Genomic DNA, 18,241 nt, shown 5'->3' with positions numbered 1-18,241 from the left:
CGGTCACTCCTTGTTGCGGGCGGGTTTGAGGGTGCCGCGAAGCAGTCCCCAGGCGGCGATGGTGGCGAGTGCGACGACGACGATTTCGCCCAGCGTGTCGATCGCGCGGTAATCGACGAGGATGACATTGACGACGTTGCGGCCGTAGGCCTCCAGATAGCTCGTCTCGCCGAAGTACTCGGAAAGGCGCAGGTCGATCGGTGTGACGCCGAGGGAGGCCAGTGCGATGAACATCATCCCGGCAAAGCACGTGGCGATCATTCCGTCACGCCGACGCTCGGAGAGCGTGCGCGAGTGCCGGCGTCGGGACGGCAACTTCAGGAGCACGGCCGTCATCAGGATCACGATCAGCGTTTCGACAGCCATCTGCGTCAGCGCCAGGTCAGGCGCGCCGTTCAGCATGAAGATCACGGCCGAGCCGAAGCCGACGATGCCGACGGAGACAAGCCCGGCGATCAGAGAGCGAACGACAATCGTCGCCACGGCGCCGACGACCGTCAGCAACAGGACGAGCGCGACCGAGATGCGGATGCTGCCTTCCGACGTCAGGAAATCGTCGGACGGTGCAGCCAGGAAGGCGAGTGCCAATCCTGCGGTAACGGTCAGGATGACCAGCGTGGTGTAGCGATGCTGATCACCGTTCTGCAGGACCTGTGTCGACAGGCGTGCCGCTGCCAGTATGCCGTTCAGCACCTTGTGGTAGAAACGGTCGCCAAGCCAGGCATACAGTCCGTCGTGACGGCGCAATGCGTTGTGGATCTGGGTCCATTGCACGACGATGACGGCGCCGATGGAGACGACGAGGATCGACAGGACCAGCATCGGCGTCAGGCCGTGCCAGAGCTTGAATGACACGTCGATCGGCTGTCCGAGAAGCGCGGAGGCGGCCGGGCCGATCAGCCATTGCCCCGCTGGTCCCGGCACCAGACCGATCAGAATACCGCCGGCCGCCAGCAGCAGCGGTCCCGCCAGAAGGCCGGGCGTTTCGCCGTGGTGGATCTCCCTGACGTCTTCCGACTTGAAGTAGAACGGTCGGATCGACACGACGCCCGCCACGCCGACCATGACGGCATTGACGAGGACGGCGGCGGCGATGGGCAGGATATTCGAATCGTTGGCAAGCTGCGCCTCGAACAGATACTCCTTGGAGATGAAGCCGACGAAGGGTGGCAGGCCGGCCATCGAGAGGCTGGCAAGGACTGCGGCGACGGCAGTGACCGGCAGGAAGCGTGCCAGCTCGGCGAGCCTGTGCAGCCGGGCTTCGCCGGTTGCATGGATGGCGGTGCCGGCGCAGAAGAACAGTGCCGCCTTGTAGAGCGCGTGCGTCAGGATGAAGCCGACAGTGGCGACAGCCGCGACCTCGCCGGTGAGGCCGATCAGCATCACCAGAATGCCGAGCGAGGCGACCGTGGACTGGGCGAGAACCGCCTTGAAGCCTTCGGCACGCAATGCCTGCAGCGCGGCGATGACCATGGTCAGAGACCCGAAGACGACCAGCGTGTGTCCGAAGGCCGGCATTGCGGCAAACACGCTGTCGAAGCGCGCCAGCAGGAACACGCCAAGCTTCACCATGGTTGCTGAATGCAGGTAGGCCGAGGCGGGCGTCGGGGCGGCCATGGCATTGGGCAGCCAGAAGTGGAATGGGAACTGCGCGCTCTTGGTGAAGGCGCCGATGATGATCAGCACCGCGATCGTTCCGGCCCAGGGGCTTGCGACCAGTTCATCCGACCGCGCCAGCACTTCCGTGAACGAGAAGGTGCCAAGCGCCGTGCCGATGACGAGGATGCCGGCAAACAGCGCCAGTCCACCGCCGCCGGTGACGATGAGGGACTGCAGCGCGGACTTGCGCGCCGCTTCCTTGTGGCCGTCGAAACCGATCAGCAAGAAGGAGGCAAGGCTCGTCAGCTCCCAGAAGACGAACATGACGATGAGATTGTCCGACAGCACGGTCCCCAGCATTGCGGTCATGAACAGCATGATCAGGGTCAGGAAGCGACCGATCTCGGCGCTCGGCTTTTCGGCGAAATAGGCCCCGGCGTAGATCACGACCAGCGTGCCGATGCCGCTGATGAGCAAGGCGAACAGGAGCGAGAATCCGTCGAGCCGGAAAGAGAGCTCAACGCCGAGCGAGGGCACCCAGGCAAGCTGGGCCATCAACAACTCCCCGTTCGCCACTGGTGCAAGTTGCATCAGGAACGATGCGAAGATGGACAGTGGGATGAGACTCATCACCCAGCCGGTATGCCGCCCGAACACGGACGAAGCCGGCTTGGCAATAGCGGCCCCGGCCAATGCGATCAATATGCTCCACTCAAAGTTCACGGCATGGCTTCCTCTTGTTGTCCATTCTTGGACAGCAAGAGGCATGCCAATCTGAAAACCGCTTTCAAATAAGGACTTTTGCCGCCGGGCTACTGGGGCTGTGTTCGGATTTCCGAAGGGCAATGTATCGGAATCCGGAATTCCGAACGCAGCGGCGACAGTGGAGCCTCAGAAGATTGCGCTCGGCATATCATCGATTACCACCGGGGCCATCGGCTTGATTTAAGCGCTTGCGCGCTAGCCCATGCTCACTGCCGTACGTCTTGTGGTTGCACGCCCTCGAATTCCTGGTCCGAAAGCGGAAGCAATTGCCGCCAACTCTCACCGCATCTGTCTGTCGATCAGCGTCTCCAGCGCCTGCACCGCCAGCGGATAGCCCTGCGCGCCCAGTCCGGCCATGACTGTCGTTGCCGTCATCGAGACGTAGGAGCGGTGGTAGATCGCTTCGCGCCGATGGACGTTGCTGATGTGGTACTCGATGATGGGTCCCTTGAACATCTTGAGAGCATCGAGAAGCGCCAGAGAGGTGAAGGTGAAGGCGGCCGGATTGATGATGATGCCGGCACCCTCGTCGATTGCCTCGTGGACCCAGTCGATCAGCTTTTCCTCGCTGTTGGTCTGGCGAAATTCCACCGGGCGCTCGCCGGCGGCCTCGCGGCACAAGGCCTCGACTTCTGCAAGCGTGGTCGTCCCATAGATCTCGGGCTCGCGCTTGCCCAGCCGATTGAGGTTCGGACCATTGAGAATGTAGATCGGCTTCATGAGCTCTCCCATCAGCCCTGATAGCCGAGCAACCGCGGCAGCCAGAGCACGCTGTCGGGCACGAAGGTGATGAAGGCGAGGCAGACCACCATCCAGAACAGGAAGGGTGCCGCATCGACGATGATGTCCTTGATCGGTGCGCCGGAGATCTTCGCCACGATGAACAGCAGCAGCCCGTAGGGCGGCGTCACCAGCCCCAGCATGATGTTGACCACGACGACGACGCCGAAGTGGACGAGGTCGATGCCGAGCGCCTGCGCTGTCGGGATGAAGACCGGCACGATGATCAGCAGGATCGCCGTGCCTTCCAGGATGCAGCCGAGGATGAGCAGGATCACGTTGACGAGGATCAGGAAACCGGTCGGGCTGAGGTCCCAGGCCGTCAGCATGATGCGGATGCTGTCTGGGATGTTCTCGATCGTGATCACGTAGTTGAAGACCAGTGCGCCGGCGATCAGCATGCCGATGGATGCCGTCGACTTGGCGCTGGCGGCCAGCGACCCGTAGAAATTCCGGATGCTGATGCTGCGGTAGAGAACGACCGAGATGATCAGCGCATAGGCTGCCGCGATGGCGGCCGCTTCCGTCGGCGTCGTGATGCCGGAATAGATGCAGCCGAGCAGCACGACCGGCATCATCAGGGCCGGGAAAGCGCGCACGGTGATGCGCGGGATCTCGCGCATCGGCACAGGCTCCTCCACGGGGAAATTCCGGCGCCGGGCCGTGATCACCACCTGCACCATCTGCAGGCTGGCCATCAGGAGCCCCGGCACCATGCCGGCGAGGAAGAGGTAGCCGATCGAAGCATCGGACACGAGCGAATAGAGGATCATCGGGATCGACGGCGGGATGATCGGGCCGACGACAGCCGTTACGGCGGTCAGCGCTGCCGCAAAGCTTGGCGTGTAGCGGCCCTCGCGCGTCATCATGCTCTGCATCATCTTGCCGCTGCCGGCCGCATCGGCGATCGCAGAGCCGGACATGCCGGCGAAGATGATGCTCTGCACGATATTGACCTGCGCGAGGCCGCCGCGGAAGCGTCCGACGAGGACGTTGCAGAAATTCAGCAGGCGCTCCGTCATCGAGCCAACGTTCATGAATTCGGCCGCGAGAATGAAGAGCGGCACCGCCAGGATGACGTAGTTGGAATACATGCCGTTCAGGAACTGCTCGGCGACGATCCCCATGTCGGCTCCGACAAGCAGAAGGTAGAGGATCGAGCCGCTGATCATCGACAGGCCGATCGGCAGGCCCAGGAAGGCCAGGACGGTGATGACGATGAGGGTGATGGAGAAGGGACTTGCGAAATTCATACGCCCGAGCCTGCCTTGGTTGGATCGAAGGCGTCCGGTGCACTGCCCCTGATGGCCTGGAAGGCGAGCCACAGGTAGCGGATGATCGTGGCGACCGCGAAGATGATGTAGCTGGAATAGAGGTAGTCGAAGCGGATCTTGAGATAGGCCGTGCTTTCCACCTTCATGAAGGTGACGTAGTCGATCACCGCGGGCAGCGATATGCCGAACAGGAACACGAGAGCTATCGCGCAGATGATCTGCATGATCCGGCGGCTCTTGTCGCTGGCGCCGCCCCAGATCAGATCGAAGCGGATTTCATCGACTTCGCGAACGACAAAGGCCGAACCGAAGAGCACGATCCAGATCCACAGCGCCACGCTGACCTCATGGGTCCAGCCGATCGACATGTTCAGCGCATAGCGAAAGACGATCTGCAGGATGAAGACGACGAACATCGTCAGGAGCATCAGGCACAGGAGGTTTTCCGCGCGCCGTCGCAGCCATCCACCGATGGCCATCAGTCTTGGGGGCATGTCCATTTCTCCAGGAGGCAGCGAGGCGGATCTTCCGATCCCGCCTCACCGCTCTTTACAGTCCACGAGCGAGAGTGGCTGCGGCTTTAAAGAGCCGCCACTTTCTCCAGGATACCTTCAGGCCAGGACTTCGCCAGATCGGAGTTCAGGTACTTCTCCTGGGCAAACTTGCGGAAGGCTTCCAGATCCGGCTCGTAGATGTCGAGGCCGGCGGCGCGGAACTCCTCGAGCAGGGCCTTTTCCTGCGCAACATGCTTGTCTTCGCTGAACTTCATAGCCTTGTCGGCTGCCGCCTGGAAGGCCTGCTGCTGTTCCGGCGTCATCGCTGCCCATGACTCGTTGGAAATCACGAGAAGGTCATATCCGATCAGGTGCGACGTCAGGGCGATCTGCGACATGACTTCGTAGAACTTCATGTTCTTGACGTTCGGCAGCGGGTTGTCCTGGCCGTCAATCGCGCCGGTCTGAAGCGCGGTATAGACTTCCGCATAGGCGACCGGGACGGGATTTGCGCCAAGAGCCTCGCCGAGGAACTGCCAGGCATCGCCACCCGGCATGCGCAGCTTGATGCCGGCCATGTCCTCAGGCGTCATGATCTTCTTTTCCGGCTTCAGTCCCACCTGCCGGGCACCGAAATAGGTTGGGCCGAGGATGTGAACGCCGAGCTGATCTTCGGCCATCTTCTTGAATTCGGCACCGACGTCGCTGTTGAAGAAGGCGCTCAGATGGGCAGCGTCCCGGAACAGATACGCCGAGGTCAGCACCGACCATTCCGGGATCTGCTTGGAAATGTCCTGGGGGGCGATATTGCCCATCTGCAGGTTACCGCGCTGGATGGCGACGAGCTCGGTCCCCTGCTTGAAGAGATTGCCGCCGTAGTAGGGCTCAAGGGTGAAATCATCCTTGATGTCGTCGGCCAGCATCTTGGTCATCTCGGCGCGGATGTCCTGCTCCGAAAACACGGCCGAGAACTTGAGCGTCGGCTTGTCCTGGGCGAACGCCGGAACGGTGATTGCGGCTGCAGCCAGCATGGTTGCGCCGATGAGATACCGGCGTGTGAGATTGAAGTTCATGGTTTCTCCTCCTGTTGTTTCTGCATTATCCGCTGTTCGGACAATGTCCTCCAGAGCGATGGTCATTCCTCAAGACCAAGACTGATCTCAGAATGTACGGAATGGTTCGTTTAGTCAATTGATCATCGTCCGCCGGCTGTTCGTTCCCCCTCACCCGATTTCGCGGTCATGCGACCGGCATTCCCTCCGGCCGGATCTGTTTCTTCAGCGCCGCAATCCGGAAAATGGCATTCGCAGCGCCGTAGCCACCGTAGCCGCTGCGCTGGACGATCTCGAAGAAGAAACCTTCGCCGTAGGTGCCGCTGTAGAGCTGGAAGTACTCGCCGTGTTCGTCGCGGTCATAGAGGATGTTGTCAGCCCTCAGCCGCTCGGTCAGCTCCGGGTCGAGGCCGAAACGGGCTTCGACATCGCCATAATAATTCGGTGAGATCGGCAGCGCCTTGAAGCCATTGGCACGAAGTGCTGCGGCCGTGGCGAAGACGTCTTCGGTGCGGAAGGCAATGTGCTGGATCCCGGATCCGAAGGTCTCGGCGATGAAATGGCCGGCAAGCGTGCGGCGGTTCTCCGCGCCGTTCATCGTGATCCGCAGCGTTCCCTCAGTGTTCTGGATGACCTGGCTGCGCACCACACCCGATGGATCGATGATGTCGACCATCGGCGACTTCTCGGTCTTGAAGATCGCGGTGTAGAACAGGAGCCAGGTCAGCATCTCCTCGTAGGCCACCGTCTGGGCCACATGATCGACCGCCAGCAGATGCGCCGGTTCCGGAGCGGCTTCGTCTTCGACGGGTTGGAAGTCGATCTCCCACATGCGCCCCAGGTTGGACGCGGCGTCAACCAGATAGATCAGCGCTCCTCCGACGCCGCGGATGGCCGGAACCTCGAGTTCACCGGGGCCAACAGGCTGGCTGAAGGGCTCGGCACCGAGCGCCACCGCCCGCGCCATGGCTGCCGCTGCATCCTCCACCTGCAGGGCCATGGCGTAGGCCGAGGCACCGTGAACGGCGTAGGCGGTGCTGGCGAAGCCGATCTCTTCCCGGTTGATGAGGATGCGGACCTCCCCCTGCTGGTAGACGCTGACATTTTTCGTCCTGTGCTTGGCGGTCTTTCGAAAGCCGAGCGACTGCAGCATCACGATCAGCGACTCGGCATCTGCCTTGCCGACCGAGAACTCGACGAAGGCGACGCCCGCAACGGACGCGCGGTCCGGCATCGACGGCACCGTCAGGCTTGCGGCGTCCGGCTTTCGCCGCACCTGGTCCCCCAGATAGACCAGCGAGCGGTACCCGTCGGCGGCAATGGCCCTCGGCGAGCCGCCGCGGAACTGGTCGTTGAAGATCTCCAGGGAGAGATAGCCGTCATATCCGGTGGCCGCGACGGCCGCGACGAAGTCGGCGACCGGTAGATCCCCCTCGCCCGGCATGTTGCGGAAGTGCCGGCTCCAGTAGAGCAGGTCCATGTCGATCAAGGGCGCATCGGCCAGTTGCACGATGAAGATCTTGTCCTTCGGCACCGAGCGGATGGACCCGATGTCGATCTTGCGGGCAAGCGTATGGAAGCTGTCGAGGATCAAACCGATGTTGGGATGGTCCGCGCGGCGGACGATCTCCCAGGCGTCACGATGGTCGAAGATGTGCCGTCCCCAGGCCAGCGCCTCATAGCCAACCTTCAGGCCGCGCCTTGCCGCCCTCTCCCCCAGTTCGTGAAAGTCTGCCGCGGCACGATCGATGCCGCCGAGAGAGACGGGCGACACGTTGGAGCAGACGAGAACCAGGTCTGTCCCCAGTTCCTGCATGATGTCGAACTTGCGCTCGGCGCGATCGAACGTCCGCGACCGGTGCGGCTCCGGCATGCCTTCGAAATCCCGGAACGGCTGGAACAGCGTGATCTCCAGCCCGTGATCGCGAACCATGCGTCCGACATCGCGCGGACTGCCGTCGAAGGCGAGAAAATCATTTTCGAAGATCTCGACGCCGTCGAAACCGGCCTTGGCGATTGCCTCCAGCTTTTCGGGTAGCTCGCCGCTGATAGAAACGGTGGCGATGGAGGTCTTCATGAGACGGCTCCCGCTGCACGCGCCGGGGGTGGCGCCTGGGTGAGTTCGGCAAAATGGCGCCGCATCCGCTCGGAATCGGGCTTGATGCCGGTGAAGAGCTCGAAGGCCTTCACGGCCTGGTAGACCGCCATGCCACCGCCGTCGAGGACCCTGCAACCGCGACGCCCTGCTTCCAGGAGCAACTGAGTGAGCAGAGGGAAGTAGACGATCTCGGCGACCCAAAGGGACGCATGCAGCAGTTCGGCAGGCAGCGGCAGCCCGGGGTATCTGGCCATGCCCGTCGGGGTCGCGTGGATCAGACCCGAGGCTCTCGCCATGGCCACCGGCAGATCGTCTCCCGCCTCGACGACCGCATGCGGAAAGTGTCTTTGCATCGTCTCTGCCAGCCCGGCGGCACGGGCATGGTCCTGATCGAAGATCGTCAGCCTGGCTGCGCCTGAGCGGAGCACGGCAAAGGCCGTCGCCGCACCTGCTCCGCCCGCGCCGAGCTGAACGACGGTCCCGAGATCAGCATCCGGCAGTCCCAGCCGAAAGCTTTCGGCGAACCCCCACCAGTCGGTATTGTGCCCGTACCGCCTGCCGTCGCGAAGAACGATGGTGTTGACGGCACCCAGAACCTTCGCTTCCTCCGACAGCGTATCGAGGAGGCCGAGAACCGCCTGCTTGCACGGATGGGTCACGTTCAACCCACCGAAGCCTCGGGCTTCGGCATCGGCGATCACGTCGGGAAGCTGATCCACACCGACCTGCATCTGGTCGAGGTCCAGAAGCTCGTAACCATAGTCGAGCCCTTGCGTACGTCCTTCCGCGACATGCATCGCCGGCGTCAGCGATGCCTGAATTCCCTTGCCGATAAGTCCGGCGCAAAAGGATGTCTTCTGTGATTTCATTTTGTATTCGCCGAGGCCAGGAGCGCGGAGGATCCTGGGCGGACGGCGCTCCTCCCGAACAACCGACGGCATGCAGCACCGCGCCCAATGCAATAATGTACGAACTAGTTCGTGTCAATTCTGACGACCATTGAAACCCGTTCGCAAGCCTCTTAAGACGTAACCATTGAAGAGCGAGCCGGCATGGGCTCTGCAGATCGACGGCGGACGAGTGATTGTGAGAACCCCTGTGGAGCGCGAAGGCCGAAAAAACGACCCGGAGAAGACGAAGGACGACATCCTCACCGTCGCGACGGAGGAGTTTTCGGAATACGGGCTGTCGGGCGGGCGCGTCGACGCCATTGCAGAGAAGACCCGCACCTCAAAGCGGATGATCTACTATTATTTCGGCAGCAAGGAAGGCCTGTATCTGGCGGTGCTGGAAAAGGCCTACAGGAAGATCCGGTCACTGGAGGCCGATCTGGAACTGGCCGACATGCCACCTATCGACGCGCTGCGGACGCTGATTGCCAGCACCTTCGACCACGATGAGAACAACCCCGAATTCGTGCGGCTGGTGAGCATCGAAAACATTCACCACGCCAATCACATGAAGCGATCCACGGAGATCGGCGAACTCAACCTCTCGATCGTCAGGACGATCAGCGACATCCTCGAACGGGGACGCAGCCAGGGCGTGTTCCGCCGCGAGGTCGATGCCATTGACCTCCACATGCTCGTCAGCGCCTTCTGTTTCTTTCGGGTCTCCAACAGGCACACTTTCGGCACCATCTTCCACCGCGACCTTTCGGAACCGGAACTCTATGCGCGGCACAAGCAGATGATCGCCGACGCGGTCATCGCGTATGTGACGCAATCGCCGGAGAGCGGGCAGTGAAACCTTTTAATTATAGCGGTTGATGACGAGGGTGTGCCTGGTCAACGTCCGTCCACACCCTGTGGGCAACAGGACGATTTAGTTGCTGTCCGGTTTTGGATTTTTCCTCTCCGTGAGCACGATAGTACAGGTCCAGGCGGAGCGGCCTTGCTGGCGCGCCGGCTAAGCCCTCTTCTCCACGTAACGGTTCCGGCCGCGTGCCTTCGCCTCGTACATGGCCTCATCCACCGTTGTAAGGAGGACGTCACGGTCGATCTCTCCTTTGGTGACGACGATGCCGCCGATGCTGGCTCCGGCCTGGACGATCTTGCCGTCGACAGGGATCGGCTCCAGGAAACTTGCGAGCAGACGTTCGGCCACCCGCTTCAACTGGTCGCGAGTTTCCAGATCCGGCATGAAGATCGCGAATTCGTCGCCACCCATGCGCACCACCACGTCACTGGACCGGAGAATCTGGCGGAGCCTGTCTGCCACCGTATGCAACGTCACGTCGCCTGCTCGGTGGCCGTGGGTATCGTTGATCGCCTTGAAGCCATCCATGTCGAGGTAAAGAACACCCAAAAGGTCGCCCCTCCCATCCTGCGCGTTCAGGTTGGCATCAACGACCTTTTCCAGCGCCAGCCTGTTATAGAAACGGGTCAGCGGATCGCGCATCGCTGCATCAACGAGGTGGCCCTCGCTGATCCTCAATATGCAGTTCGCTTGCTGCAGGCGCAGCAGCGCAGCAGCAACCTCACCGAAGCGATAAAGGGCCGCAATATCATCGTCTGTAAGCGCCTTGGTCTGGTCGTGGAGCAGGCAGAAGGTGCCGACGATCAGCCCTGGCTCCAGCTCGAGGGGCACTCCGGCATAGAAGCGCAGCTGCGCACCACCTGTCACATAGGGCATGAGGCGCAGCTCGGGATGCTCCCGAAGATCTCGGATGATGACCAGGTCACGCTTCTGGACGACGCGGGTGCAGATGGCCATGTCGCTCTCGCATTCGTCGATCTGCAAGCCGGCCTGACTGGCAATTCGCAGCCAGTTCTCGTCAAGGACATGCACGGCAGCCCGGGCTACGGAAAACACGCCTTGGGCGAGCTCGGCTGCCGCAGCGAGTTCGGGAGTCGGTCCGAAATGGACATCCAGAAGCGAACGAACCGCCGTCAGTCGCCTCAGTTCCAGCGGCAAATTGGCCGCGAGTGTGCTTCCCATAAGCATCTCCTGTCTTGCTCGCGCATATGTTTGCGCGCTTTCAAGCCGGCTGCCTAAGCAGACAATCAGGGTACAGAAACCGATCGCGATGACCGTTTCGTGGCATCAGTTCAAACCGACTGCGGCCTTGGCGTCGGCCAGTCCACGGCTGGCATCCCTATTACCGGTGGCAGCGGCAGCCTCGAAAAGTCGCAAGGCATCGTGTGGCCTGCTGAGGTTCATGTAGCTATAGGCACGCAGCACCATCAGATCGACCGGCTCGCCGCGGTGGCGTATTTCGGCGCATCGGCCTCACCGCTTTCGGCAATGGCGTCCAGCACGTCATTGGTCACCGGGACGTAGCCGGTGGCGGCGGTGAAGAACATCTGCTGCTCGGGCTGACGCAGGAAGTTGAGGAAGGCCTTGGCGCCTTCGATCTGCGCGTCGTCATGGCCCTTCATCACGTAGATGGAGGCGCCGCCGACGAAGGTGTTGTGGCGCTCGTGGCCTTCATACATCGGCGCCATGTCGACCGTCAGCTCGTATTTGCCCTCGAATGCCTTGGATGCAGCGCCGTAGGAGCCGGAGGACTGTTCCATCATCGCGCATTCGCCGGTGTTGAAGGCGGCGGTGTAGTTGCCGGCCTTGGTATCGGCGGCCAGCCTGACGAGGCCTTCCTTGCGCCATTCGACGAGATTGGCGAGGTGTTCGGCGGCAAAGGTCGTGTTGATCAGGTATTCCGCGTCGAGACCGTCGTAACCGTTATGCTTCGATGCGATCGGCAGGCCGTGGCGGGCAGAGAACTGTTCCAGCACGCGCCAGGTATCGCCATCGGTGACGAACGGGCAGGCATGGCCTGCTTCCTTGAGCGTGCGGGCAGCCGCGATGACCTGCTCGAAGGTCTTTGGCGTCTCGGTGATGCCGGCTTTCTCGAGTTCGGTCTTGTTCGTGTAGAACAGGAGCGTCGAGGAGTTGTAAGGCTGCGCGAAGAGCTTGCCGTCCGACGTCTCGTAATAGGCGCGCGCGCCGGCAATGTAGTTGTCCCAGTCGACTTCCGGCATGATGTCCTGCACCGGAACGACGGCGTCCGACAGCATCAGGTCGAGCGTGCCGGCGTCGAAGAACTGGATCAGGACGGGATGGTTCTTGGCACGGTAGGCGGCGATCGCCTTCTGCATGCCGACCTCGTAGGTGCCCTGGCCAACGCAGTTGACCTGATGCTCGCTCTGCGCGGCGTTGAAGGCATCGCACTGCGCCTTGATGGCCGTCTCGACATTGCCGGTGTTGCCATACCAGAATTCGATGTTCGCGGCCTGTGCGGACCCCGCGCAGGACAATAGGGCGGCCACGGCCGCCAGCTTGAACTTGTTCATGATCACCAACCCTTGTTTCGCGTTCACGCCACGTCCGGGCGCCACGGAGGGGTTTATTACACTTTGGGTGTAACAATTAGGTGACGGTGACAAGGCTTGAAAACGGCGATAAAACCGAATATGCCGGATCGCGTCAAACGACACTGTCGATAGATTTACACCTAGGTTGTGAATTACACATGGCGGATCTGTATCTTGCCGAAGCGCTCATCCCGGATCGTTTCCTGCGGCCGGAAGAGACGGTGGTCGTTTCGAGCAACGAGCGGAAGCTCCTGCAGCTGATATGGCGCAATCCGGGGATTTCCCGATCCGAGATCACCGGCCATGCCGACCTCACCCAGCAATCGGTGCATCGCATTCTCGACCAGCTGTCGGAGCGCGGCATCGTTCAGCTCGGCGACGCTAAGCCGGGAGCCGGACGGGGGCAGCCAAGCCCGATGCTGCGCCTGAACGGCAGCCACGCCTATGCCTGCGGGATCTCGGTCAACACGGACATCATCGGCATCTGCATCCTGGATCTTGCCGGCAAGATACTGGGGGAAAGCGAAGTCGCGCTTCGCGAGCAGACCATGGCCCAGGCGCTCCATCTGGTAAAGCAACAGGTGGCCGAACTGCAGAGACAGAACGGGCTCTCGCCGGATCAGTTCTTCGGCGTGGGGTTCGGGATCGCCGGCTATCACATCGACGGGACCCGCCATAACGCACCGCTTCCCCTTCACGAGTGGTCGCTGATCGAACTCGGACCGATCATCTCCAGCCTGTTTGACCGGCCGGCCTGGGTCATCAATGCGGGCAAGGCGGGTGCCGTGGCCGAATCCATGTTCGGTGCCGGCCGCTTCATCCGGCATTTCGCCTATCTGAGCTTCAATTACGGTTTCGGCGGCGGCGTCATCACCGACGGCGAGCTCATGCACGGCGGCAATGGCAACGCGGGCGAGTTTTCCGGAATGTTCGACATCGAGGAGACGAAACGCCGCCCGGCCCTGCAATATCTGATCGACCGCTTGAACCGCAACGGCGTCAACGTCCCCTCCATCCACTACATGCGCCGCCACTTCGATCCCGATTGGCCGGGGGTCGGGGAGTGGCTGGATGATGTGACGCCGGCCTACAATCGTCTCGTCAACGCCCTGCGGGCCGTCGTCGACCCGCAGGCGATCGTCTTCGGCGGCCAGATCCCGCCGGATCTCGCGCAGATGCTGGCGGATCGAACCCGGATCTTCGACCGGCCCCGCTACGGACTGCACCGCCCTCACCCGAAGCTCATCGTCTCCGAAATCGCGACCGACGCTTCCGCGATGGGCGCGGCGATCATCCCCTTCCGCCGGACGTTTTATTAGCGGAACGACGCGTTGCGGTGGACCTAGCAGGGCGCTCATTCGTAAGTCTGAGAGAGCACCTTCAGGCAGAGGGCAGAATTGCCGCCGTCGCAAAGGCTTCAACCAGACAGACTAGAATCATAAAGTCCAGAAACGCAAAAAGCCCCGTGAGGGGCTTTGTCGTCAAATGGATTGGGACTTTGAGTGACCCGAGACATAGGTGACGTTTTGTACCGGACACATGGGTAACACTTTTCGCTTTGCGGGAGGTGTTGATGCCGTGGAGAGAGTGTTCGGTGATGGAAGAACGTCTACGCTTCGTGGCTCGTCTTCTCGATGGAGAAGGCATGAGCGATGTGTGCCGCCAGTTTGGCATATCGCGCAAGACTGGCTACAAGATCTGGGATCGCTATCGGCAGGAAGGGCTGGAGGCGCTCACCGACCGCTCGCGCCGCCCGGTGCGCTACGCCAACCAGTTGCCCGCCCAGATCGAGCAGTTGATCGTCGAGACCAAACGCAACAAGCCGCATTGGGGCGCCCGCAAGATTAGAGAGCTCCTGGTCAGGAAGCTGGCCGGCGACATGCGCATTCCGGCGAAGTCTACGGTGCATGCGGTGCTCGACCGGCACGGCCTCGTGAGCCGCGCCCGCAAGAGGCGAGCGGCGAACAAGGCGGCAGGCACGGCGCTGTCGCAGGCCGCCCTGTCCAACGATCTGTGGTGCGCCGACTTCAAGGGAGAGTTCAAGCTTGGCGACGGCCGATACTGTTACCCCTTGACGGTAACGGACCAGGCCTCGCGCATGATCCTCTGCTGCGAAGCCCTTGAGAGCACGAAGGAGGCTGCAGTCATCGAGACCTTTGTCAGCCTGTTCCGGGAGCGCGGCCTGCCAGCCGCCATCAGGAGCGATAACGGCCTGCCCTTCGCCAGCCCCAACGGGCTCTACAACCTGTCGAAGCTGTCGGTGTGGTGGCTGCGGCTCGGCATTGCGATCGAGCGCATCAAACCCGGTCACCCACAACAGAACGGCCGCCACGAGCGCATGCACCGCACCCTGAAGCAGGAGACGGCGCGTCCGCCGGGCATGAACGCCCTGCAACAGCAGGACCGCTTCGACCAATTCGTCAGCGAGTTCAACGAGGAACGCCCCCATGAGGCTATCGGCATGAAGACACCCGCCGAGCTCTATACGCCCTCGTCGAGAGCCTATGAAGGCCTGCCAGACGTCGAATACCTCTTCCACGACAGGGACATCCTCGTCACCGCCTGCGGACGCATCTGTATGGCACGAAAGAAGATCAACCTCTCCACCGTACTCGCCAGTCAGAGGCTAGGCATCAAGCAGGTCGACGACGGCATTTGGCTCGTCAGCTTCATGCACTATGATTTGGGTTACATCGACCTGGAACAGAGAACCTTGCAGACCATCGACAACCCGTTCGGCACGAGGTTGTCACCCATGTCTTAGGTACAAGCTGTTACCAATGTCTCCGGGCTGTACACTGTTGATTTGGTTGCGGGGGCAGGATTTGAACCTGCGGCCTTCAGGTTATGAGCCTGACGAGCTACCGGGCTGCTCCACCCCGCGTTATTGGTTTTATGTTTTGGGTCTTTTGACCGAGATCTGTTTTCGTTGAGAAGATTGTTTTGATTGCCTTTAGCAGACCTGGCAGCGACCTACTCTCCCGCGTCTTAAGACGAAGTACCATTGGCGCTGGGGCGTTTCACGGCCGTGTTCGGAATGGGAACGGGTGCGGCCGCCCCGCCATGACCACCAGGTCGGCTAAGGGCAATCCACCGATGCGGCTACGCATGGGTGATGTGTCGAGAAGCTGGTTTTGTTTAGAACACGTCGGTTTGTTCTTCGATGGCCTGGAGGAGTGCTTTGGGCACCCATACAGGCCGATAGGCCGTCGCGCCGAGTGGCGCGGGGCCGTCCGCAGCCTAGCATCCGAAGGATGCGTCAGCGTCAGGACAAAGAACGGCATCATCACCGCGCCGAAGGCGCGTTGATGAGCATGGTCAATGAGAACGATCAAGCCAATCGGGCTATTAGTAAGGCTAAGCTTCATGCATTGCTGCACGTCCACACGCCTCCTATCAACGTGGTCGTCTTCCACGGCCCTGATAGGGAACACTCGTTTTCAGGTTGGTTTCCCGCTTAGATGCCTTCAGCGGTTATCCATTCCATATATAGCTACCCTGCTATGCCCTTGGCAGGACAACAGGTCCACCAGAGATATGTCCATCCCGGTCCTCTCGTACTAGGGACAGATCCTGTCAATATTCCTACACCCACGGCAGATAGGGACCGAACTGTCTCACGACGTTCTGAACCCAGCTCACGTACCGCTTTAATTGGCGAACAGCCAAACCCTTGGGACCTGCTCCAGCCCCAGGATGCGATGAGCCGACATCGAGGTGCCAAACAACCCCGTCGATATGGACTCTTGGGGGTCATCAGCCTGTTATCCCCGGCGTACCTTTTATCCGTTGAGCGATGGCCCTTCCACGCGGGACCACCGGATCACTATGACCGACTTTCGTCTCTGCTCGACTTGTCAGTCTCGCAGTCAGGCGGGCTTATGCCATTGCACTCGACGACCGATTTCCGACCGGTCTGAGCCCACCATCGCGCGCCTCCGTTACTCTTTCGGAGGCGACCGCCCCAGTCAAACTACCCACCATACACTGTCCCGGATCCGGATGACGGACCGCGGTTAGACATCCATGACGATAAGGGTGGTATTTCAAGGATGGCTCCACGAGAACTGGCGTCCCCGCTTCAAAGCCTACCACCTATCCTACACATGCCGACACGAATGCCAGTGTAAAGCTATAGTAAAGGTGCACGGGGTCTTTCCGTCTGACCGCAGGAACCCCGCATCTTCACGGGGAATTCAATTTCACTGAGTCTATGTTGGAGACAGCGGGGAAGTCGTTACGCCATTCGTGCAGGTCGGAACTTACCCGACAAGGAATTTCGCTACCTTAGGACCGTTATAGTTACGGCCGCCGTTTACTGGGGCTTCAGTTCAGAGCTTGCACCCCTCCCTTTAACCTTCCAGCACCGGGCAGGCGTCAGACCCTATACGTCGTCTTTCGACTTCGCAGAGCCCTGTGTTTTTGATAAACAGTCGCTACCCCCTGGTCTGTGCCACCCCAAAATACTTGCGTAAAATGGGGTCACGCTTCTTCCGAAGTTACGCGTGCAATTTGCCGAGTTCCTTCAACATAGTTCTCTCAAGCGCCTTGGTATACTCTACCTGACCACCTGTGTCGGTTTCGGGTACGGTCTATATTGGTGGAGCTATTTCCTGGAACCGCGTCCCTGCACAATCAATCCAATAAGACTGTACAAGTTGAGCAATCCGTCACTACCACCAGGCCCACGAATATTAACGTGGTTCCCATCGACTACGCATTTCTGCCTCGCCTTAGGGGCCGGCTAACCCTGCTCAGATTAACTTTAAGCAGGAACCCTTGGTCTTTCGGCGAGGGGGTCTCTCACCCCCTTTATCGTTACTCATGTCAACATTCGCACTTCCGATATCTCCAGAGGCCCTCACGGGTCCTCCTTCACAGACTTACGGAACGCTCCGCTACCACATACACGTTAAGTGCATATCCTCAGCTTCGGTGCATGGCTTTAGCCCCGTTACATTTTCGGCGCAAAGACCCTTATTTAGACCAGTGAGCTGTTACGCTTTCTTTAAATGATGGCTGCTTCTAAGCCAACATCCTGGTTGTTTTGGGATCCTCACATCCTTTCCCACTTAGCCATGACTTGGGGACCTTAGCTGGAGGTCAGGGTTGTTGCCCTCTTCACGACGGACGTTAGCACCCGCCGTGTGTCTGCCGACTAGTACTCCTCGGTATTCGGAGTTTGGTTAGGATCAGTAAGACGGTGAGTCCCCATAGCCCATCCAGTGCTCTACCCCCGAGGGTATTCGGTCGACGCTCTACCTAAATAGATTTCGCGGAGAACCAGCTATTTCCGAGTTTGATTGGCCTTTCACCCCTAGCCACAAGTCATCCCGATCTATTGCAACAGATATGGGTTCGGTCCTCCAGTTGGTGTTACCCAACCTTCAACCTGCTCATGGCTAGATCACTCGGTTTCGGGTCTAATGCAACGAACTGAACGCCCTATTCAGACTCGCTTTCGCTACGCCTACACCTACCGGCTTAAGCTTGCTCGTTACACTAAGTCGTTGACCCATTATACAAAAGGTACGCAGTCAGGCTTTCGCCCTCCTACTGTTTGTAGGCATCCGGTTTCAGGTTCTATTTCACTCCCCTTGTCGGGGTGCTTTTCACCTTTCCCTCACGGTACTTGTTCGCTATCGGTCATGCACGAGTACTTAGGCTTGGAGAGTGGTCTCCCCATGTTCAGACAGGATTTCACGTGTCCCGCCCTACTCAAGGACAATGAGTGTTCTACGCCTACGGGGCTGTCACCCACTATAGCCAGGTTTTCCAACCTGTTCAGCTTTATTCCTCATTGCCACTGGCCTGGTCCGCGTTCGCTCGCCACTACTTACGGAGTCTCGGTTGATGTCCTTTCCTT

12 protein-coding genes, 1 tRNA gene and 2 rRNA genes (1 of these 15 only partly in view) are annotated in these 18,241 nt (G+C 60.4%); 3 read left to right on the top strand and 12 right to left on the bottom strand.

Annotation, left to right across the window (positions count from 1 at the left end; all coding sequences use genetic code 11):
- Nucleotides 1–3 precede the first annotated feature (3 nt).
- The 7 genes from mbhE to M1E10_RS08030 form a co-directional block, all read right to left on the bottom strand.
- Nucleotides 4–2,154, bottom strand: coding sequence for a hydrogen gas-evolving membrane-bound hydrogenase subunit E (mbhE, locus tag M1E10_RS08060; protein WP_499175837.1), 2,151 nt, complete (start codon nucleotides 2,152–2,154; stop codon nucleotides 4–6).
- A gap of 489 nt (nucleotides 2,155–2,643) precedes the next feature.
- Nucleotides 2,644–3,084, bottom strand: a complete 441-nt coding sequence (locus M1E10_RS08055; protein ID WP_499175836.1) for a type II 3-dehydroquinate dehydratase — start codon at nucleotides 3,082–3,084, stop codon at nucleotides 2,644–2,646.
- 11 nt (nucleotides 3,085–3,095) lie between these two features.
- On the bottom strand, nucleotides 3,096–4,397 hold the full coding sequence (locus tag M1E10_RS08050) for a TRAP transporter large permease (RefSeq protein ID WP_499172675.1): 1,302 nt from the start codon (nucleotides 4,395–4,397) through the stop codon (nucleotides 3,096–3,098).
- Nucleotides 4,394–4,912: a TRAP transporter small permease gene (locus M1E10_RS08045; protein ID WP_499172676.1), complete on the bottom strand. Its 519-nt coding sequence runs from the start codon at nucleotides 4,910–4,912 to the stop codon at nucleotides 4,394–4,396. Before M1E10_RS08045 ends, M1E10_RS08050 begins: the two co-directional genes overlap by 4 nt.
- Before the next feature lie 86 nt (nucleotides 4,913–4,998).
- Nucleotides 4,999–5,985 (bottom strand): type 2 periplasmic-binding domain-containing protein, encoded by a 987-nt coding sequence (gene dctP / locus M1E10_RS08040; RefSeq protein WP_499175835.1) that lies wholly within the window; start codon nucleotides 5,983–5,985, stop codon nucleotides 4,999–5,001.
- 166 nt (nucleotides 5,986–6,151) lie between these two features.
- Entirely contained in the window at nucleotides 6,152–8,041 is a 1,890-nt protein-coding gene (locus M1E10_RS08035) for a bifunctional sugar phosphate isomerase/epimerase/4-hydroxyphenylpyruvate dioxygenase family protein (RefSeq protein WP_499172680.1), read from the bottom strand.
- Nucleotides 8,038–8,931, bottom strand: coding sequence for a shikimate dehydrogenase (locus M1E10_RS08030; protein WP_499175834.1), 894 nt, complete (start codon nucleotides 8,929–8,931; stop codon nucleotides 8,038–8,040). The genes M1E10_RS08035 and M1E10_RS08030 overlap by 4 nt, the downstream gene beginning before the upstream one ends.
- Nucleotides 8,932–9,148: 217 nt before the next feature.
- Between M1E10_RS08030 and M1E10_RS08025 the strand changes: the two genes are divergently transcribed.
- A complete protein-coding gene (locus tag M1E10_RS08025; protein ID WP_499175833.1) occupies nucleotides 9,149–9,808 on the top strand; it encodes a TetR/AcrR family transcriptional regulator in 660 nt (219 codons plus the stop codon).
- Nucleotides 9,809–9,970: 162 nt separating this feature from the next.
- Here M1E10_RS08025 and M1E10_RS08020 read toward each other — a convergent pair whose 3' ends face one another.
- Nucleotides 9,971–11,002 carry a GGDEF domain-containing protein gene (locus M1E10_RS08020; RefSeq protein ID WP_499175832.1) on the bottom strand — a complete coding sequence of 344 codons (1,032 nt, stop codon included), beginning with the start codon at nucleotides 11,000–11,002 and terminating at the stop codon, nucleotides 9,971–9,973.
- 245 nt (nucleotides 11,003–11,247) lie between these two features.
- A complete protein-coding gene (locus M1E10_RS08015) occupies nucleotides 11,248–12,354 on the bottom strand; it encodes a type 2 periplasmic-binding domain-containing protein (RefSeq protein ID WP_499175831.1) in 1,107 nt (368 codons plus the stop codon).
- A gap of 179 nt (nucleotides 12,355–12,533) precedes the next feature.
- Between M1E10_RS08015 and M1E10_RS08010 the strand changes: the two genes are divergently transcribed.
- Both M1E10_RS08010 and M1E10_RS08005 read left to right on the top strand, forming a co-directional pair.
- Nucleotides 12,534–13,694, top strand: coding sequence for an ROK family transcriptional regulator (locus tag M1E10_RS08010; protein WP_499175830.1), 1,161 nt, complete (start codon nucleotides 12,534–12,536; stop codon nucleotides 13,692–13,694).
- A 254-nt stretch (nucleotides 13,695–13,948) separates the two neighbouring features.
- On the top strand, nucleotides 13,949–15,139 hold the full coding sequence (locus M1E10_RS08005; protein ID WP_499175829.1) for an IS481 family transposase: 1,191 nt from the start codon (nucleotides 13,949–13,951) through the stop codon (nucleotides 15,137–15,139).
- 43 nt (nucleotides 15,140–15,182) lie between these two features.
- Here the strand turns inward: M1E10_RS08005 and M1E10_RS08000 are convergent.
- From M1E10_RS08000 to M1E10_RS07990, 3 genes are all read right to left on the bottom strand, one after another.
- Nucleotides 15,183–15,259, bottom strand: a tRNA-Met gene (locus M1E10_RS08000).
- A 76-nt stretch (nucleotides 15,260–15,335) separates the two neighbouring features.
- A 5S ribosomal RNA gene (gene rrf / locus M1E10_RS07995) occupies nucleotides 15,336–15,450 on the bottom strand.
- Between the two features lie 252 nt (nucleotides 15,451–15,702).
- Nucleotides 15,703–18,241, bottom strand: a 23S ribosomal RNA gene (locus M1E10_RS07990); it runs 262 nt beyond the window's last position.

The sequence above is a fragment of the Rhizobium sp. PK7-22 genome (genome assembly GCF_056530405.1).
Note: the sequence above shows the minus strand (reverse complement) of the source record. Positions and strands in the feature narration are given on the sequence as shown.